This window comes from Propioniciclava sp. LT432 (assembly GCF_059515965.1).
In genome coordinates, this window is the sequence record NZ_JCAKNE010000031.1 from 1 (window position 1) to 16,576 (window position 16,576).

Sequence of the window (16,576 nt, forward strand, 5' to 3'; positions counted from 1 at the left end):
CCTGAATCCACCATCTCTGTGAGGGCGGGGTAAACGAGGAAATGCCCTCTGGTAAGGGAGAATGGGACTTGTCTAAGGTTCCGTGGCTCCCGCCAAGAAGGGCACTTCCGAGATGCAACTGTCTTACACTGTTGGTCGGATGTCGGCATCGTTCGATGAGCCGAACTTGGTCGGGTCCGCTGGACTGGTGCCCGCGATCGCGCTTGCGGACCAGCTCGGCCTGGCGGGGCTGGCTGACAGGTTGTTGACGGTGCCCGGCGCGAAGGGTTGCGCCGGGTTGAAGCTGACCTCGGTGTTGGCCGGGATGATGGCCGGCGCGGACAGCATCGACGACTTGGACGTGCTGCGTCACGGGGCGATGGGCAAGCTGTTCGGTGGGGTGCGGGCTCCCTCGACGCTGGGCACGTTTCTGCGGTCGATCCGGTTCGGGCACGTCCGCCAACTCGACGCGGTCGCCGCCCGCACCTTGTGCCGACTGGCTGACCGGGTGCCGGGCCTGCTACCCGACAGTCAGATCGTGTGGCTGGATGTCGATGACACGATCAAACCGGTGTACGGCCGCTCCAAGCAGGGCGCCGAGCACGGTTACACCCGGGTGCGCGGGTTGAACGCCCAACTGGCGACCGTGTCCGGGGTGGAGGTTGCACCGGTGATCGTGGCCGCTCGGCTGCGTCGGGGCGCAGCAGCGTCGGCGCACGGCGCGGTGCGGCTGGTCCGTGACGCGATCGCCACCCTGCGTCGAGCGGGGGTCACAGGGCAGGTGCTGGTCCGGGCGGATTCGGCCTACTACCAGCAGTCTGTGGTCGCGGCGATCGTGAAGGCCGGCTGCCAATTCTCGATCGGTGCCCGGCTCAACAAGGGGGTCCGTGCCGCGATCGCGACCATCGACGATCAGGCGTGGACCCCGATCGTGTACCCGAACGCGATCACCGACCCCGATACTGGGGAGTTGATCTCCTCGGCCGAGGTCGCCGAAGTCGGCTACACGGCGTTCACCTCGTATGGGGCCACCGGGCAGGTCACCGCCCGGTTGATCGTGCGCAGGGTCCCCGAACGCAACACCAAGAAGCTGGCCGCGGCTGCCCAGGATGGCTTGTTCGAGGTGTGGCGTTACCACGCGGTGTTCACCAACCAGAGCTCCCCTCTGGTGGAGGCGGAGAAGACACACCGGGGGCACGCGGTCATCGAGCAGGTGTTCGCCGATCTGAAAGCCGGCCCGTTGGCCCATCTGCCGTCGAAATCGTTCAACGCCAACGCCGCCTGGCTCGCCATCGCCACGATCGCGTTCAACCTCACCCGCGCCCTCGGCGTCACCGCCGGCGGCCGGTACGCCCGGGCCGAGACCGCGACCATCCGCGCCCACCTGATCCACACCCCGGCCCGGGTAGCCACCTCGGCACGACGAATACGGCTGCACCTGCCCACCCGCTGGCCCTGGGCCAGCGGGTGGCAGCGGCTCTGGACCGCTGTCATGACCACCTGAACCCGGTAGCCCCCGACCGTCACGACCAAGGAACCCCAGTGGAAAGCCCGGACAGACCGGGCGATCACCCCTGCCCGAAAGCCACCGCACGGTCGCCCGAACACCACATCTACAAGCACAAACACCCTCAGACGTCAATCGGTGGATTCAGGTTTAGCTGCCGTTCCTAGGTGCCACTACGGGGAACGCCGCTGATGCCCGATATTGAGCGTGGCGACAAGGGGTTTCAGGGGTCTCCAGGGACGCTCGCGGGTAGGGTCTGATCTAGTCCGATGGTTGCCCGTTCGAGTCGGGCCGGGGGCGCTTCCAGTACCCCATGATCGCGACGTGGTCGCGGGGCATCCCACGATCCCGGACAAGGTGTGTCCGCAGGTCGGTGACGACCCCGGACTCCCCGGCGACCCACACGTAGACGTCGCGGCTGCGTGGGACGGACCCGTCGGTCGCGTACAGCGCCCGGTACTGGCGGGTGTCCCAGACGATGGGGCGTTCTGGTCCGGTCTCGACGATGGGCTCGCTCCCGCCGTCCGCCGTCGACGGGAGCGCCCGGCGCAGTGCCTCGCCGAGTCGCTGGCCCACCGGGGCCGGTCCGCGCGGCAACCAGGTGACGCTCGCGGAGGCCTTGGTCGGCAACGGCAGGGCGTCCGCCTCGGTCGGCACCTCGATGAAGGCGTCGATGGTGAGGTCGTCGGATGCGTCATGCAGGATCCCGGAGATCGCCGGGAGCGCCGTCTCGTCGCCCGCGAGCACGATACGCCGTGCGTCGCCGGGGTCGAACTCGATGCCGGGGACCTCCGGTGCGTCCGCGTCGGGGCCGACCACGAGCGCCGGGTCACCTGCGGCGAGGCCGGTGAACCAGCGTGCCGCGGGCCCTTGGGGGCCACCGTGGCGCACCACGTCGATGTCGACCTCGGGCCGGTCGCCCCCGAGCCGCGCAGCGCGGATCGTGTAGGTGCGCAGGTCACCGCGGGCGGCGTCCGGGAGGCGCGCCCATTCCGCCCGCCAACCGTCCGCCGCGGCGAGCAGGCCAACGGCGTCCGGCAGCGGCTGTCCTGGAGCCGGGATGACGAGCTTGACCCGGAGGTCCCACGTGGCGCCCGACAGCGTCCCGAACCGGCGCAGGGACTTCCCGGTGAGCGTGACGCGCCGCACGTGGGGCGAGAGGTCGGTGCAGGAGGCCACCGTGAGCGGGAACAGGCGCGGGGACTCGGTCCGGCGCCGCAACGCCACGGACGTCACCGGCCACCGCCGAGGGGCAGGACGTGGGGCCGGCCCAAGGTGGGCTCGGCGATCACCTCGGCCCGGAGCCTGAACACGTCCCACAGCAGGTCGGGGGTCACGACCCGGTCGGGTTCGCCATGCTCGACGACGTGCCCGTCGCGCATGGCCACGATCCGGTCCGAGTAGAGGGCTGCCAGGGACACGTCGTGCAGCACCATGACGATCGTGCGGCCCATGGTGCGGTTGAGCTGCCGCACCAACTCGAGGACCTCGACCTGATGGGCCAGGTCGAGGTACGTGGTCGGCTCGTCCAGCAGCATCGTGTCGGTCTGCTGGGCCAGCGTCATCGAGATCCACGCGCGCTGCCGCTGCCCGCCCGACAGCTCGTCGAGGGGCACGTCCGCCACGTCCGCGATGTCGGTCGCCGCCAACGCCTCGGCCACGGCGCCGGCGTCCTCGCGGGAGAACTGTTGGTACCAGCGCTGGCGGGGGTGCCGTCCGCGGGCCACCAGCTCACCGACGGTGAGCCCGGTGGGGGCGACAGGGGACTGGGGAAGGATACTGAGGCGCTGGGCGATGTGGCGCGACGACAGGGTCGTGATGTCCTGGCCCTCCAGGAGGACGCTGCCCCCGAGCGCGGGCAGCAGCCGGCCGAGCCCCCGCAGCAGCGTCGACTTGCCGCAGCCGTTGGGACCGATGATGGACGTCACGGTGCCGTGCTCGAAGGCGAGGTCGAGGGGGTGCACGACGGTGCGCCCGTCGAAACCCAGCCGAAGACCCGAAGCGGCGAGTGGGGGAGCGGGGGCGACGTCCGGTGCCATGGTCATGGTGCCTTCCTCTGGCTGCGGTGGACGAGGGCGATCAGGACGGGCCCGCCCAACACGGTGGTGAACGCGCCGACAGGGATGGCGTGGGGGAGGAGGAAGCCGGCGAGGAGGTCGCACGCCACGACGAAGGTGGCGCCGATGGCGGCCGTCAGGGCCAGGGGCGGCAGGGCGCTCCCCGCGAGGGCGCGCGCCACCAGCGGGCACATCAGCGCGACGAACGCGATCGGTCCCGCGAGCACCGTCCCGACTGCCGTGAGCAGGATCGCGAGGCCAACCAACGCGGGGCGGCTCCACGACAGTGGCAGACCGAGGCTGCGAGCCGTGTCGTCGTCGAACGAGCTGAGAGCCAACCACGGACCGGCCCCAGCGGCCAGGGCCAACAGCGGCACGGACGCCGCCAGCGACGGCAGCACGGCACCCCAGTCCCGACCGTTGAGCGACCCCATCATCCACGTGAGCGCCTGGCCGGCGTTGCTCACGTCGCCGAGGGTCAGCAGCCACGTGGTCAGGCTCGAGGCGAGCCCGCTGAACCCGAGTCCCACCAGGACCAGGCGCATCGAGTCGAATTCCCGGCCGCTGCGCCGCCGGGTCAGCAGGAAGACGGCGGCACCGGTCGCCAGTGCCCCGAGCGCCGCCGCCACGGGCATGCCGACGGCGGCCGCGAACCCACTGGCGCCGCCGTGCCCGGCGCCCGCCAGGACGAGCACCGCCACGGCGCCGGTCGCGGCCCCGCTGGTCACGCCGAGGATCTCGGGAGTCGCCAACGGGTTGCGCGCGACCGTCTGCGTGAGCGCCCCGGCGACAGCCAGGCAGGCTCCCGCCACGGCCCCTGCCACGGTGCGCGGCAGCCGGAACTCGACGACCGCCAGCCGAACCGCGCGGGGCGTCGCCTGGTCACCCGCCAGGCCACCGATCACCTCGGGCACCGTCATGGGACGGCCGGCCCACAGCAGGTGGGCGAGCGTGACCGCGGCGAGGACGAGGACGATGCCCGCGGTCCACGCCGCCACGCGGGGGCTGACGACGACGGACGCCGACGGTGACCGCCACACCCGGGTGCCCGGCGCGGGTCCCCACGCGGTGTCGCGAGCCCCTTGCCGCAAGGCCGTCACAGGGACACCAACCGGCGGCGGCGGGCCAGGTGCACGAAGAACGGTGCGCCCACGACGGCCAGCACCACGCCGACCGGCAGCTCCCCGGGACGCGCGATGACCCGGCCGGCCGTGTCCGTCAACAGCAGGACGGCGGAGCCCAGCAAGGCGCTCGCCGGAAGTTGCCAGCGGTAGTCGGGACCCACGGTGCCGCGGGCCAGGTGCGGGACGAGCAGCCCGGCGAAGGCCAGGGGCCCGGCGAGCACGACGGCCGCGGACGCCAGCACGCCGAGGGCGGCCAGGCCCAGCAATCGGGCACGACCGACGGCCACCCCGAGCGCGCGTGCGGTGTCCTCGCCCAGGGCCAGGGCGTTGAGCGGGGCGATGTTGGCGGCCGCCAGCACGAGGCCGACGGCGATGAGCGGGGACACGTCCGGCAACATCGAGCCGCGCACGGCCACGGAACCCAGCTGCCAGAACCGGAGTGTGTCCAGTGCCGCATCGTTGCTGAGCACGATGACCGACACGACGCCCTGCGTGAGGGCCGACACCGCTGCCCCGGCCAGCACGAGGCTCAGCACGGTGCTGCCGTGCCGGGTTGCGGAGCCCACCGCGACGACGACCAGGCAGGCCACGACCGCTCCCGAGAAGGCCAGAGCCGCCTGGACGTGGGCCGCGGTGCCGGCTGGGCCGAGCAGCATCGACCCTGCGACCACGGCCAGCGCGGCGCCCGGGTAGATGCCGAGCAGGCCCGGGTCCGCGATCGGGTTGCGGGTGTGTCCCTGCGCGAGGGTGCCGGCGACCCCGACGGCCGCGCCCACGGCCAAGGCGTTGAGTGTACGGGGCCAGCGGAGGTCGCGGATGGCCACATCGGCGACGGTCCCGGTCGGGGTGGCCAGCGCATGCCACAACTCGGCCAGCGACGTGGGCCGGCCGCCGAAGGCGAGGCTGACGAGCAGGGAGGCTGCGACCAGTCCCAACCCCAGGCAGAGACCCAGTGCGGGTCGGCGACGGACCCGCCACAGTGGCGGTGGCGCGGCCATGGCGGTGGTCGCCGGCACCGCTGCCGTGACGCCCGGGTGCGGACCCAACGTCCCTCCTCAGAATTTGGACACGCCGATTATGCGCAATTCAGCGATGAGTATAGAGTGCGGCGACGGTTAGGCAAACCTAACCTAACTTCAGCCCACTGGGCCACCCACGGAAGGACCTTCATGATCCGACACCGCATTCGCCACGCCCTCGCCTCCACTGCCGTCCTCCTGTCAGGAGCCCTGGTGCTCGCAGGCTGTGCCGCAGCGCCGGCCACCCCCGCGGGCACGGCCCCGACGGCGGGGCAGTCCGGCTTCCCCAAGACGATCACGCATGCGATGGGGAGCACCGAGCTGGAGAACGCCCCCAAGCGCATCGTCACGCTCGACCCGAGCTACACCGACGCCGCGCTCGTGCTGGGCGCCGACGTGGTCGGGTACACGATTTACCGCAAGGGCGACGAGTCGTTCCCGGCCTACCTCGGCGACGTGAGCGCACAAACCAAGGAGGCGGTCAATGTCGGATCGCTGGCCGAACCGAGCCTCGACAAGATCCTCGAGACGCGCCCGGACCTGATCGTCTCGGCGAAGGTCCGCCATGAAGCGCTCTACGGGCAGCTGTCCAAGATCGCCCCGACCATCTTCTCCGTGTCGACCGGACCCACGTGGAAGCAGAACGTCGTGACGCTCGGCGACGCCCTGGGGGACAAGGCCAGGGCCGAGAAGGTGGTCGCCGACTACGAGGAGCGCGCCGAGAAGGTCGGTGGGGAGATCATGGCGAAGAACCCTGGCCTGACCTACTCGTACCTGCGCTTCGCCGGGGAGGACACGGCGCGGCTGTACTCGTCGAGTTCCTTCTTGGGCGAGATCATGGCCGACGCGGGCATCCCCCGGCCCGAGGGTCAGCCTGACTCGACGGAGAAGATCTTCGTTCCCCTGTCGCAGGAGCAGCTGACCGTGGCCGACGCCGGGCTGGTCATCGTCAGCTCGTTCGGGCAGGAAACGGCCGAGGGGGACAAGTCACGGGCGCAGCAGGCGGCCTTCCAGGCCAACCCGCTCTGGGCGAGCCTGAAGGGCAAGGTGCTGCCGGCCGACGACATCACCTTCGCCACATCGGTCAGTATCCAGGGCGCCCATGCCGTCCTCACACGGTTGGCGGAGGAGTTCGGGGTGGACCCGCACCTGCCGTGATCGGTGGAGGAGGCGCGACTACCCTAGGGCGCATGAGTCTCGACCACATCGCCCTGCGCGAACGCCGCGCCAACGGCCTCCCGGTCGAGGACGAGGGGCCGCGTCCGCACTGGGCCATGCGCCTCCTCACCAGCCCCTGGACGTGGCTGGTGCTCGGCATGACGATCATCTACGCGGCAGGCCTGGCGTGGATGTACCAGACGTCCATCCAGTCGACCCCGGTCGAGGGTGGCGTCATCCCGGGCCTCAATGCGTCGGCGATCCGGCGCTCGGCCCAACTCGCCCTCCCGACGCTCGCCGCGTGGGTCGTCGTGTTCCTGGCGGTCGACCGTTTCCGACCCCTGCGTCCGGCGCTGTGGTGGCTCGCGCTGGGCTGGGGTGGGTCGGTCGCCACGGCCCTGTCCATGGTGGTCAACACGTGGGCCGGGCAGGAGATGGCGATCGTCGGCAACGGTGACCCCGCCACCGGCGCACGCACGGCCGTGTTCGTCGCACCGTTCGTCGAGGAGGCCACGAAGGCCACGATCCTGTTCCTCATCGCCATGGCGTTGCGCTACCGGCTGGTCTCCCGCATCCAGGGCGTCGCGCTGGCGGGCCTGTCCGGAGCCGGGTTCGCGTTCACCGAGAACATCCTCTACTACAGTCGCGCGATCGTGTACTCCTCCTCGACCATCCAGGCCGGCGATCCCGAGGCCGCGCTGGCCGAGATCGTCCTCCTGCGAGGGCTCAAGACCGCCTTCGGCCACCCGTTGTTCACAGTCCTCGCCGGCATCGCGTTGGTCATCGGCCTGCGGTCGGCGAGCAAGACCGTCCGCATCCTCGCGCCGGTGGCCGGCTACCTGGTCGCTGCGCTGGCACACATGGTCTTCAACTTCCTCGCCAGCACCGGCATGGACGCCAACTGGATGGCGATCATCGGCTGGCTGGTGACGCTCAGCGTGGCCATCCACGTCGTCCGCCAGCTGCTGGCGGAGGGTGGCCGCCACCGGGACCGACTCACCGACTACGTCACCATGGGTTGGCTGCCGGACTCGGCCGTCGGCTCGTTCAGCCGCCAACGGACGCGCTGGCACAGTCTCCTCAACGCGATCAGCCGCGGGTGGCTGGCGTGGAGGGCGACGGTACGACTGCAGCGGACGATCACCGAACTGGTCCACCTGCGGGACTCGATGGCGCGGGGCGTCATCGACCGGGCGGGCCAGGGGCGGGAGCGCGAGTTGCTGGCGCGCGCGCGGGAGCTCTGGCCGATCGCCGTCACCGACCCGACGGTGCAGAAGTTCCTGCTGCCGCGGTTGCCGCAGGTGCTGCAGCGCTTCCGTCGCCGGGGGAAGGTGCCTGCCACAACGGCTTCGATGCCGATAGGCTCGCCTCAGTACTCACCGGTGGATCCCCGGTGGGCCCCACCGAGAGGTTAGAACTGCATGAGCACAGCGGCACTGGTCGAGGCGCTGACGGCCCTCAGGGAGGCGTTGGCGTCGGCGAGGCTCCCGCTGGGTCTGCCCGGACGTGAGGCCGCGGCGCGGAGTGCCCGCGAGATGGTCACGCAGCTGGACGACTACATCCTGCCGCGGCTCGCCTCGCTGGAGGCTCCCCTGCTCACCGTCATCGGTGGGTCCACGGGCGCGGGCAAGTCGACGCTGGTCAATGCGCTGGTCGGACGCGTCGTGTCGCGTCCGGGTGTCATCCGCCCCACCACGCGGAGCCCGGTGCTCGTCCACCATCCCGACGACCTCGAGTTCTTCCAGTCCGACCGCATCCTGCCCGGGTTGGGGCGCTCCTTCGACGCGTCGCACGACACCAGCACCCTCCAGTTGGTGTCCGAGCCGTCCCTGCCTCGCGGGCTGGCGCTCCTGGACGCGCCCGACATCGACTCCGTGGTGGCCGAGAACCGTACGCTGGCCGCCCAGCTGCTGGCGGCTGCCGACCTGTGGTTGTTCGTGACCTCGGCGGCCCGCTACGCGGACGCCGTGCCCTGGGAGTACCTGCGGTCCGCCGCTGAGCGCGCCGCCGCCGTGGCGGTGGTCCTGGATCGTGTTCCCCCGGCGGCGATGGGGGAGGTGCCGGCCCACCTGGGGCGCCTGATGACCGAGCGTGGATTGGCGAACTCCCCGCTGTTCGCCGTCCCCGAGACGACGCTGGACGACCAGGGCATCCTCCCGGACGCCGCGGTCTCACCCATCCGCACGTGGCTCGCCACGCTGGCGTCCGACCAGGCCAGCCGGCAGGCCGTCGTCCTCCAGACCCTCGACGGCGCGATCGGGTCGCTGGTGACCCGCTCCCCGGCGGTGGCGGCGGCCGTGGACGACCAGGTCGAGGCGCTGGCCCAGCTCCGCAACGACGCCGAGAAGAGCTACGCCGAGGCGGTCCGCACCGTGGGCGTCCAGACGGCGGACGGCACGCTGCTGCGCGGCGAGGTGCTGGCCCGCTGGCAGGACTTCGTCGGCACGGGCGAGTTCATGCGCGCCGTCGAGCAGAGGATCGGGCGGCTCCGCGACCGCATCATGGCCACCTTCAAGGGCGAGCCCCCCGAGGCCAATGAGGTGAAGCTGGCGGTCGAGTCCGGGCTCGAGGCGCTCGTCCGTGAGGAGGGCGACGCGGCGGCCGAGCGGGCGGAGGCGGCCTGGGCCGCCCACCCCGCGGGACGAGAGGTGCTGTCCGCGGCCCGGGAGGACCTGTCCCACAGCTCGGTCGAATTCGATGCCGCGGTGTCCCGCGCGATCCGTGACTGGCAGGGCGACGTGCTGGACATCGTCTCCGAGGTGGGGGCGTCCAAGCGCAGCACCGCCCGCTTCCTGGCCCTCGGCGTCAACGGCCTGGGCATCGCGCTGATGGTCGTGGTGTTCAGCCAGACCGGTGGGCTCACCGGTGCCGAGGTCGGTGTGGCCGGCGGCACGGCCCTGCTGGCGCAGCGCCTGCTCGAGGCCGTGTTCGGCGAGGACGCCGTGCGCCGGCTCGCCAAGCAGGCCAAGCAGCGCCTGGACGAGCGCATCGAGGCCCTCATGGCCGCCGAGCTCGATCGCTACCTGCGCGCTCTGGCCGACACCGGCGTCGCCGCCGACGGGGCGGACGCGGTGCGCGACGCGGCCGCCGCGCTCGCGCAGCAACGGGGCGGCGATCCCGTCCTGCACGGCAGCCGACGAGCCGAGCTCGACCCCGCCCACCGTGCGTTGGGCACAGGGGAGCCGCCGGCCCTGACCGGTGACGTCCTGGACCCCCGTGACGAGGCGGAGGGGTTCCGCGTGGAGGTGCGTGATGGGCAGTAGGCGCAAGGAGCCCAGCATCGCCGTCCGGCTGCAGGCCCTCGACGAGGCCATCGACCTCACCCGTGGCAGGCTGCCGGACGCGGTGGTCGACGCCGCGGACGCCGTCGTCGACCGGGCCGGCCACCGCCTGTCCATCGCCGGCGAGCACACCGTGGTCGCGCTCGCCGGGGCCACCGGCTCGGGCAAGTCCTCGACGCTCAACGCCATCTCCGGTACCCAGTTGGCGCGCACCGGCGTGACGCGCCCGACGACGAGCGAGGCGATGGCCGTCTCGTGGGGCACCGAGCAGCCCGTGGAACTCCTGGACTGGCTCGGTGTCCACCGGCGCCACCTCGTGGCGTCGGCCGAGGACTCGGTGCTGCGCGACCTCGTCCTCCTCGATCTCCCCGACCACGACTCGACCGAGGTGACCCACCGCCTGGCCGTGGATCGCCTCGTGGAACTGGTCGACGTGCTCGTGTGGGTCGTCGACCCCCAGAAGTACGCGGACGGCGCCCTGCACGACGGCTACCTGAAGCCGCTGGCCGACCACGCCGACGTGATGGTCGTGGTCCTGAACCAGGTCGACCGGCTCACCGGTCCCCAGCGGGCCGATGCGCTGGCCGACCTGCGCCGGCTGCTGGACTCCGAGGGGCTGGGCAGGACGCGCGTGCTGGCGACGTCCGTCCTGACCGGCGAGGGCGTCCCCGAATTGCGCGCCCTCCTGGAGGAGGTGGTCCGTGCCAAGGCGGCCAAGACCCAGCGCTTCTCGGCGGACGTCACGCGTCAAGCGCGGCTCATGGCGGCCGAACTGGGGTCCCACCCGGTGCCACGCCTGACCGGCGCCGCCGTGGACCGGCTCAACGAGACGATGGCCGAGGCCGCGGCCGTCCCGGTGGTGACGGACGGCGTCCTGAAGGCGTGGCGGCACCGTGGGACGATCGCCACGGGCTGGCCGCTGGTGACGTGGGTGAAGAGGCTCAAGCCGGATCCGCTCCGCAAGCTGCGCGTCGGGCTGTCACCGAAGGAACTGAGCCCGACCGACGTGAGCCGCACGTCGCTACCGAAGGCCACGTCGGTGCAGCGCGCCCGTCTGGACGCCTCGCTGCGCGGCCTGATCGATGTCGCCACCGAGGGCGTCCCGCGGGGCTGGGCCGATCGGATCAAGGCGGTCGCGCGCGGCAACGAGAAGGTCCTCGCGGACCGGCTCGACCGGGCCGTCGCCGGGACGGACCTGCGCATGCACCAGGGCCATGGCTGGTGGGTACTCGTCACCATCCTGCAGTGGATCCTGTTGGTGGCGCTCGTGGTGGGGGCGACCTGGTGGGCACTCCCGCTGGTGTTCGCGCTGCTGCAGGCGCCCGTCGAACTGCCGCTGGTCACGTGGCAGGGCTGGCCGGTCCAGACCCTGCTCGTCGCCGGCGGCATCGTGGGTGCCGTGGTGCTGGCCCTGCTGAGCCGGGTCTTCGTGGAGGCCGGGGCTCGGGTGAAGGCGAGGCAGGCGCGTCGTGCGTTGATGGAGGCTGTCGCAGGGGTGACCGCTGTGGAGGTGGTGGAGCCCGTCCAGGCCGAGCTCGATCGCCTGGCGGCCGCCCGCGAGGCCGTGAAGCGGGCCGCCTGAGCGTGCCCCGGATGGGGGACCGCCCGGGTTCAGCGTGGGCCGTCCGCCTGCTTGATGGCCGAGACCTCGAACTCCAGCTTGACCGTGTCGCCGACGAGGACGCCGCCGGTCTCCAGGACGGCGTTCCAGGTCAGGCCGAACTCCGCACGGCTGATGGTGGTCGAGCCGGTGAAGCCGATGCGCTGGTTGCCGAAGGGATCCTTCGCGCCGCCCTCGTACTCGAAGGTCACCCGCACGGGCCGGGTCACATCCCGGACCGTCAGGTCGCCCACGACCTCGACGTGCGAGTCGTCGAGGATGTGGAAGTCCGTGCCCACGTAGGTGATGGCCGGGAAGCGCGCGACGTCGAAGAAGTCGGGGCTGCGCAGGTGGCCGTCCCGGTTGAGGTCGCGGGTGTTGATGCTGCTGGCCTTGACGCTGACCAGGAGCGCCGAGTAGTCGGGATGGGAGCCGTCGATCGCTGCCCAACCCTGGAAGGACTCGAACGTCCCCCGCACCTTGGCGATGCCGGCGTGCCGCGCGACGAAGGCGACGCTGCTGTGGGCGGGGTCGATGTGGTAGGTCCCGTCCAGTTGGTTCAGTGGCAGCACGACGTGAGATCCCTTCTGTCCACAGCCCGGTGGGCATGCGGACCCCCTCTGTCCACAGGCGCCGGAAGCGACTGACCAACGTTAGCGCGTTCCGCCCATTGTCGTACCGGCCACCAAAGGACAGGAAGGGGCACGAGATGGATGCAGACATCATCATCGAGGGCAATGTGGGCAACGGCGTGGAGTGGCGGGAACACCCCATCTATGGGGGGCGCACCACGTTCAGCGTCGCCGTGACGCCGGGTTACCGCCAGGAGAAGGGCTGGGTCGAGCTGAACACGATGTGGTTCAGGGTCACGTGCTGGCGCCAGATGGCCGTCCACGCGCGCGACAGCCTCAGCAAGGGCGACGCGGTCGTCGTCAAGGGCAAGCTGCGCCTCGACAAGTGGCGCGACGAGCAGGGCAACGAGAGGCAGGAGTTCTCGATCAGGGCCGACTGGGTCGGGCACAACCTCAAGCGAGGCAAGGCCGTGTTCGAGCGGACGCGCTCGCGTCCCGAGCCGGAGGAGCCCGGCTACCTCACCGACGACGAGGCGGAGCGGTTGGCAGACATCGAGGCCCAGTACGCCTCCCTGTCGCGGGGGGAAACCATCGACGCCGACGGTGTCGTGCACGAGTCGGAACCCCTGGGCGTCGACGCCTGACCGGGGGTCGGGAGGGGACGGTTCCCTGCCGTCCCCTCCCGACCCTTCATCGCGTTTACCCGGCACTGGCCCGAGGACGCAGGCGTCGCGCTCTACGCGGAGTGCCGCGAAGGCTTGTGCGGCACCTGCGAGGTCGGCATCGTGGCCGGCGAGGCGGACCTGTGGGACATCGTCAAGGACGTCCCGGACGCCAAGCTCGCCGGACACTTCCGCCGCTACCTCGAGGGAAGCCCCGATGCGGCGCTGGTTGAGGCCAAGTCGGACGCCGAGGTCGCCGACCTGCTGCGCACCGCCTCCACCGGCGCCCAGGACGACTTCGTGATCACGAAGGTGTTCGACTACGCGATGAAGTTCGTCCGCAACGACGGCTGATCAACCGGGACGCCCCGGACGCGCGGTGAGCGCGCCCGGGGCGTCCTTGTCGTGCAGACCGCGAGGTCAGTCGCGCTTCAGCCGGCGGTGCTTGGAGGCGTGCGGACGGGCGGCCTCGACGCCCAGGCGCTGGACCTTGTTCGCCTCGTAGTCGGCGAAGTTGCCCTCGAACCAGAACCAGTTGGCCTCGTTCTCGTCGTTGCCCTCCCACGCGAGGATGTGCGTGGCCACGCGGTCGAGGAACCACCGATCGTGGGAGATCACGACGGCACAACCCGGGAACTCCAGCAGGGCATCCTCCAGGGACTGCAGCGTCTCCACATCCAGGTCGTTGGTGGGCTCGTCGAGCAGCAGCACGTTGCCGCCCTGCTTCAGGGTGAGGGCGAGGTTCAGTCGGTTCCGCTCACCGCCGGACAGAACGCCCGCGAGCTTCTGCTGGTCGGGGCCCTTGAAGCCGAAGGAGGCCACGTAGGCGCGGGACGGCATCTCGAAGTTGGCGACCTTGATGTGGTCCAGCCCGTCCGAGACGACCTCCCACACGTTCTTCTTCGGGTCGATGCCGGAGCGGTTCTGGTCGACGTAGCTGAACGACACGGTCTTGCCGACCTTGAGCTCGCCGGAGTCGGGCTCCTCGGCGCCGGTGACCATCTTGAACAGCGTGGTCTTGCCGACGCCGTTGGGCCCGATGATGCCGACGATGCCGGCGCGGGGGAGCGTGAAGGACAGGTTGTCGATGAGGACGCGGTCGCCGAAGCCCTTGGTGAGGTTGATGGCCTCGAGCACGTCCGAGCCCAGGCGGGGGCCCGGCGGAATGTTGATCTCCGCCGGGTCGATCTGCCGGTTCTTCTCGGCCTCCGCCGCGAGTTCCTCGTAGCGGGCGAGGCGGGCGCGGTTCTTGGCCTGACGCGCCTTCGGGTTGGCCCGCACCCACTCGAGCTCGCGCTCGAGGATCTTGGCGCGCTTGGCGTCCTTCTTGCCCTCGATCTGCAGGCGCGAACGCTTGGTCTCCAAGTAGGTGGAGTAGTTGCCCTCGTAGGGGTGAAGCTTGCCGCGGTCGATCTCGCAGATCCACTCGGCGACGTTGTCGAGGAAGTACCGGTCGTGGGTGACGGCCAGGACGGCTCCCGGGTAGGCCTTGAGGTGACCCTCCAGCCAGTTCACGCTCTCGGCGTCCAGGTGGTTGGTGGGCTCGTCCAGGAGCAGCAGGTCGGGCTGCTGGAGCAGGAGCTTGACCATGGCGACGCGACGGCGCTCACCACCGGACAGCACGTCGACGACGGTCTCACCCGGGGGGCACTGCAGGGCATCCATCGCCTGCTCGAGCTGGGACTCGATGTCCCACGCGTTGAGGTGGTCGAGCTCCTCCTGGAGGGTGCCCATCTCGGACATGAGCGCGTCGAAGTCGGCGTCCGGCTCGGCCATCTCCATGCCGATCGCGTTGAAGCGCTCGACCTTGGCCAGAGTGCCGGCCACGGCCTCCTGGACGTTCTCCATGACCGTCTTGCCCTCGGTCAGGGGCGGCTCCTGCAGGAGGATGCCGACGGTCTTGCCCTTGCCGAGCATCGCGTCGCCGTTGTTGGGCTTCTCCAGGCCGGCCATGATCTTCAGCAGCGTCGACTTGCCGGCGCCGTTGGGGCCGACGACGCCGATCTTGGCGCCCTCGTAGAACGACAACGTGACGTTGTCGAGGATGAGCTTCTCACCCAACGACTTGCGCACGTTGTGCATGGTGAACACGAACTCGGGCATGAACCGTCCTTGCTTGGAATGGGATGGAATCGGGCCCCAGTATAGGGAGCGGCTACCGTGGCAGGCATGTCGTCGCAGCGCAAGGCACTCCTGGCCGCCATGTGGGTCGTCTCCGTCGTCCTGGCGTTCGTCGTCGGGACCCAGTTCAGCTTCACGCCGAAGCAGCAGGCCACCCCGCCCTCGGCCCCGTCCGCGACGACGACCGATGCCGCAGCCGCCGAGAGCGCACCCTCGCCGGACGCCTCGGCCGCCGCGGAGTTGGAGCAGTACCTCCTCGCCCTGCCCCGGCGCCAGGCGGACGATGCGCTCGCCCTCGGCAAGGTGGACGCCAAGGTCGTCCTCACCAACTGGTCCGACTACCGGTGCCCGTACTGCGCACGCTGGCACGAGACCACCCTCCCCGAGTTGCAGCGCTACGTGGACGACGGCACCCTCCGCATCGAGTTCCGCGACCTGGTGCTGTTCGGGGACGAGTCCACGAACGCCGCCGTCGCCGCGCGCGCGGCCGGCCTGCAGGGCAAGTTCTGGGAGTACCAGGAGGCGGTCTACGGCAACGCCCCGGAGAGCGGTCACCCGGAGATCGACCGGGCCAAGCTGCTCGAGTTCGCGACGCAGGCGGGAGTGCCCGACATGGCGGCCTTCGAGGCCGCTCTCGACGACCCGACCTTGGCCCAGGCCGTCCAGGCCGACACCCGGGAGGCCCAGCAACTGGGCATCACCGGGACGCCGTTCTTCGTCGTCGGCGGCCAGGCCATCAACGGCGCCCAGCCCGTGGACGTCTTCACCGCGACGATCGAGGCCGAGGCCAAGCGCTGACGCTGGTCAGTGGGGGGCCCGGCGCAACGCTCCCCACCCGATGAGGGCGCACACGATGCCGATGGCGGCCCCGACGACGGTGTCGCTGACGTGGTGCATGCCCAGGTAGAGGCGCGAGAGCGCCACCGCGAACACCCAGACCACCCCGAACGTCGGCACGCCGACCTTCCGCGCCCAGGAGCGCCCCGAGCTCAGGACCAGCAGGCTGAAGACGAGCATGAGGCAGGCGGACGCCCCGACGTGGCCACTGGGGAAGCTTCCGTCCGGCAATCCGAAGTCGAGCTGTTCGACGCCCTCGGGGCGGGGACGCCCGACCAGGAACACGGCTGACTGGTAGACGAGTGCCTCCAGGGCGACCGACACGAGCGGCAGGAGGGCGAGCCACCACTGGCGCGTCGCGCGGCGGATCACGAAGAACGCCACGAGCGCGGTGAGCGGGGCTCCGACCACGCCGGCGGCGTGCGACACGGTGTAGACGACCAGGTCGGACGCCGGCGTCCGGCCCGCCTGGAGGGCGCGGTTCACCGCGTCCTCGCCCGCCACTCCGCTGGGCGGCAGGACGAATCGGCCCACCAGCACCACGACCACGAGCAGCAGCAGGGCGGGGAGGAGGCCGCGGACGGCGATGTCGCGCCAATACGCCCCCTTGCTCGGCTCGGAGGGATCGTCGACGTACCGGTGCAGGAAGGAGGCCATGC

General features: G+C 70.9%; 15 protein-coding genes. 8 read left to right on the forward strand and 7 right to left on the reverse strand.

Annotation, left to right across the window (positions count from 1 at the left end; genetic code table 11):
* Nucleotides 1-112 precede the first annotated feature (112 nt).
* Nucleotides 113-1,483: an IS1380 family transposase gene (locus AC5YDV_RS16195; RefSeq protein ID WP_496182203.1), complete on the forward strand. Its 1,371-nt coding sequence runs from the start codon at nt 113-115 to the stop codon at nt 1,481-1,483.
* 264 nt (nt 1,484-1,747) lie between these two features.
* Here the strand turns inward: AC5YDV_RS16195 and AC5YDV_RS16200 are convergent, their stop codons facing one another.
* The 4 genes from AC5YDV_RS16200 to AC5YDV_RS16215 are packed head-to-tail and all read right to left on the reverse strand — an operon-like array spanning nt 1,748 to nt 5,713.
* Nucleotides 1,748-2,722: a siderophore-interacting protein gene (locus tag AC5YDV_RS16200; protein ID WP_496192528.1), complete on the reverse strand. Its 975-nt coding sequence runs from the start codon at nt 2,720-2,722 to the stop codon at nt 1,748-1,750.
* Complete coding sequence (locus tag AC5YDV_RS16205) at nt 2,719-3,531, reverse strand: ABC transporter ATP-binding protein (protein WP_496184564.1); 813 nt, start codon at nt 3,529-3,531, stop codon at nt 2,719-2,721. Before AC5YDV_RS16205 ends, AC5YDV_RS16200 begins: the two co-directional genes overlap by 4 nt.
* Nucleotides 3,528-4,643: a FecCD family ABC transporter permease gene (locus tag AC5YDV_RS16210; RefSeq protein ID WP_496184565.1), complete on the reverse strand. Its 1,116-nt coding sequence runs from the start codon at nt 4,641-4,643 to the stop codon at nt 3,528-3,530. Before AC5YDV_RS16210 ends, AC5YDV_RS16205 begins: the two co-directional genes overlap by 4 nt.
* The gene (locus AC5YDV_RS16215; RefSeq protein WP_496184566.1) at nt 4,640-5,713 is read right to left on the reverse strand and encodes a FecCD family ABC transporter permease; all 1,074 of its coding nucleotides are present in this window, start codon (nt 5,711-5,713) and stop codon (nt 4,640-4,642) included. The genes AC5YDV_RS16210 and AC5YDV_RS16215 overlap by 4 nt, the downstream gene beginning before the upstream one ends.
* 123 nt (nt 5,714-5,836) lie before the next feature.
* Here AC5YDV_RS16215 and AC5YDV_RS16220 point away from each other — a divergent pair, with 123 nt between their 5' ends.
* From AC5YDV_RS16220 to AC5YDV_RS16235, 4 genes are read left to right on the forward strand one after another with little or no spacing between them, the layout of a single operon-like run.
* Nucleotides 5,837-6,844: an ABC transporter substrate-binding protein gene (locus AC5YDV_RS16220; RefSeq protein WP_496184567.1), complete on the forward strand. Its 1,008-nt coding sequence runs from the start codon at nt 5,837-5,839 to the stop codon at nt 6,842-6,844.
* A gap of 32 nt (nt 6,845-6,876) precedes the next feature.
* The gene (locus tag AC5YDV_RS16225) at nt 6,877-8,259 is read left to right on the forward strand and encodes a PrsW family intramembrane metalloprotease (protein ID WP_496184568.1); all 1,383 of its coding nucleotides are present in this window, start codon (nt 6,877-6,879) and stop codon (nt 8,257-8,259) included.
* A gap of 6 nt (nt 8,260-8,265) precedes the next feature.
* On the forward strand, nt 8,266-10,107 hold the full coding sequence (locus tag AC5YDV_RS16230; RefSeq protein WP_496184569.1) for an ABC transporter: 1,842 nt from the start codon (nt 8,266-8,268) through the stop codon (nt 10,105-10,107).
* Complete coding sequence (locus AC5YDV_RS16235) at nt 10,097-11,707, forward strand: GTPase (RefSeq protein WP_496184570.1); 1,611 nt, start codon at nt 10,097-10,099, stop codon at nt 11,705-11,707. The genes AC5YDV_RS16230 and AC5YDV_RS16235 overlap by 11 nt, the downstream gene beginning before the upstream one ends.
* A gap of 29 nt (nt 11,708-11,736) precedes the next feature.
* Here the strand turns inward: AC5YDV_RS16235 and AC5YDV_RS16240 are convergent, their stop codons facing one another.
* Nucleotides 11,737-12,297, reverse strand: coding sequence for a YceI family protein (locus AC5YDV_RS16240; protein ID WP_496184571.1), 561 nt, complete (start codon nt 12,295-12,297; stop codon nt 11,737-11,739).
* Nucleotides 12,298-12,434: 137 nt separating this feature from the next.
* Between AC5YDV_RS16240 and AC5YDV_RS16245 the strand changes: the two genes are divergently transcribed.
* Entirely contained in the window at nt 12,435-12,941 is a 507-nt protein-coding gene (locus AC5YDV_RS16245) for a single-stranded DNA-binding protein (protein WP_496184572.1), read from the forward strand.
* A gap of 48 nt (nt 12,942-12,989) precedes the next feature.
* Nucleotides 12,990-13,313, forward strand: a complete 324-nt coding sequence (locus tag AC5YDV_RS16250) for a 2Fe-2S iron-sulfur cluster-binding protein (protein WP_496184609.1) — start codon at nt 12,990-12,992, stop codon at nt 13,311-13,313.
* A gap of 66 nt (nt 13,314-13,379) precedes the next feature.
* On the opposite strand, the gene ettA is transcribed toward AC5YDV_RS16250, so the two are convergent.
* On the reverse strand, nt 13,380-15,062 hold the full coding sequence (gene ettA / locus AC5YDV_RS16255) for an energy-dependent translational throttle protein EttA (protein WP_496184573.1): 1,683 nt from the start codon (nt 15,060-15,062) through the stop codon (nt 13,380-13,382).
* Between the two features lie 66 nt (nt 15,063-15,128).
* Here ettA and AC5YDV_RS16260 point away from each other — a divergent pair, with 66 nt between their 5' ends.
* Nucleotides 15,129-15,878 (forward strand): DsbA family protein, encoded by a 750-nt coding sequence (locus AC5YDV_RS16260; protein ID WP_496184574.1) that lies wholly within the window; start codon nt 15,129-15,131, stop codon nt 15,876-15,878.
* Between the two features lie 6 nt (nt 15,879-15,884).
* Here AC5YDV_RS16260 and AC5YDV_RS16265 read toward each other — a convergent pair whose 3' ends face one another.
* The gene (locus AC5YDV_RS16265; RefSeq protein ID WP_496184575.1) at nt 15,885-16,574 is read right to left on the reverse strand and encodes a phosphatase PAP2 family protein; all 690 of its coding nucleotides are present in this window, start codon (nt 16,572-16,574) and stop codon (nt 15,885-15,887) included.
* Between the last annotated feature and the right edge of the window lie 2 nt (nt 16,575-16,576).

Bases quoted from the DNA above. Each gene is read 5' to 3' on its own strand.
- AC5YDV_RS16195 (WP_496182203.1), top strand. From the start codon at position 113: ATGCAACTGTCTTACACTGTTGGTCGGATGTCGGCATCGTTCGATGAG.
- AC5YDV_RS16205 (WP_496184564.1), bottom strand. From the start codon at position 3,531: ATGACCATGGCACCGGACGTCGCCCCCGCTCCCCCACTCGCCGCTTCG.
- AC5YDV_RS16220 (WP_496184567.1), top strand. From the start codon at position 5,837: ATGATCCGACACCGCATTCGCCACGCCCTCGCCTCCACTGCCGTCCTC.
- AC5YDV_RS16225 (WP_496184568.1), top strand. From the start codon at position 6,877: ATGAGTCTCGACCACATCGCCCTGCGCGAACGCCGCGCCAACGGCCTC.
- AC5YDV_RS16230 (WP_496184569.1), top strand. From the start codon at position 8,266: ATGAGCACAGCGGCACTGGTCGAGGCGCTGACGGCCCTCAGGGAGGCG.
- AC5YDV_RS16235 (WP_496184570.1), top strand. From the start codon at position 10,097: ATGGGCAGTAGGCGCAAGGAGCCCAGCATCGCCGTCCGGCTGCAGGCC.
- AC5YDV_RS16245 (WP_496184572.1), top strand. From the start codon at position 12,435: ATGGATGCAGACATCATCATCGAGGGCAATGTGGGCAACGGCGTGGAG.
- ettA (WP_496184573.1), bottom strand. From the start codon at position 15,062: ATGCCCGAGTTCGTGTTCACCATGCACAACGTGCGCAAGTCGTTGGGT.
- AC5YDV_RS16260 (WP_496184574.1), top strand. From the start codon at position 15,129: ATGTCGTCGCAGCGCAAGGCACTCCTGGCCGCCATGTGGGTCGTCTCC.
- AC5YDV_RS16265 (WP_496184575.1), bottom strand. From the start codon at position 16,574: ATGGCCTCCTTCCTGCACCGGTACGTCGACGATCCCTCCGAGCCGAGC.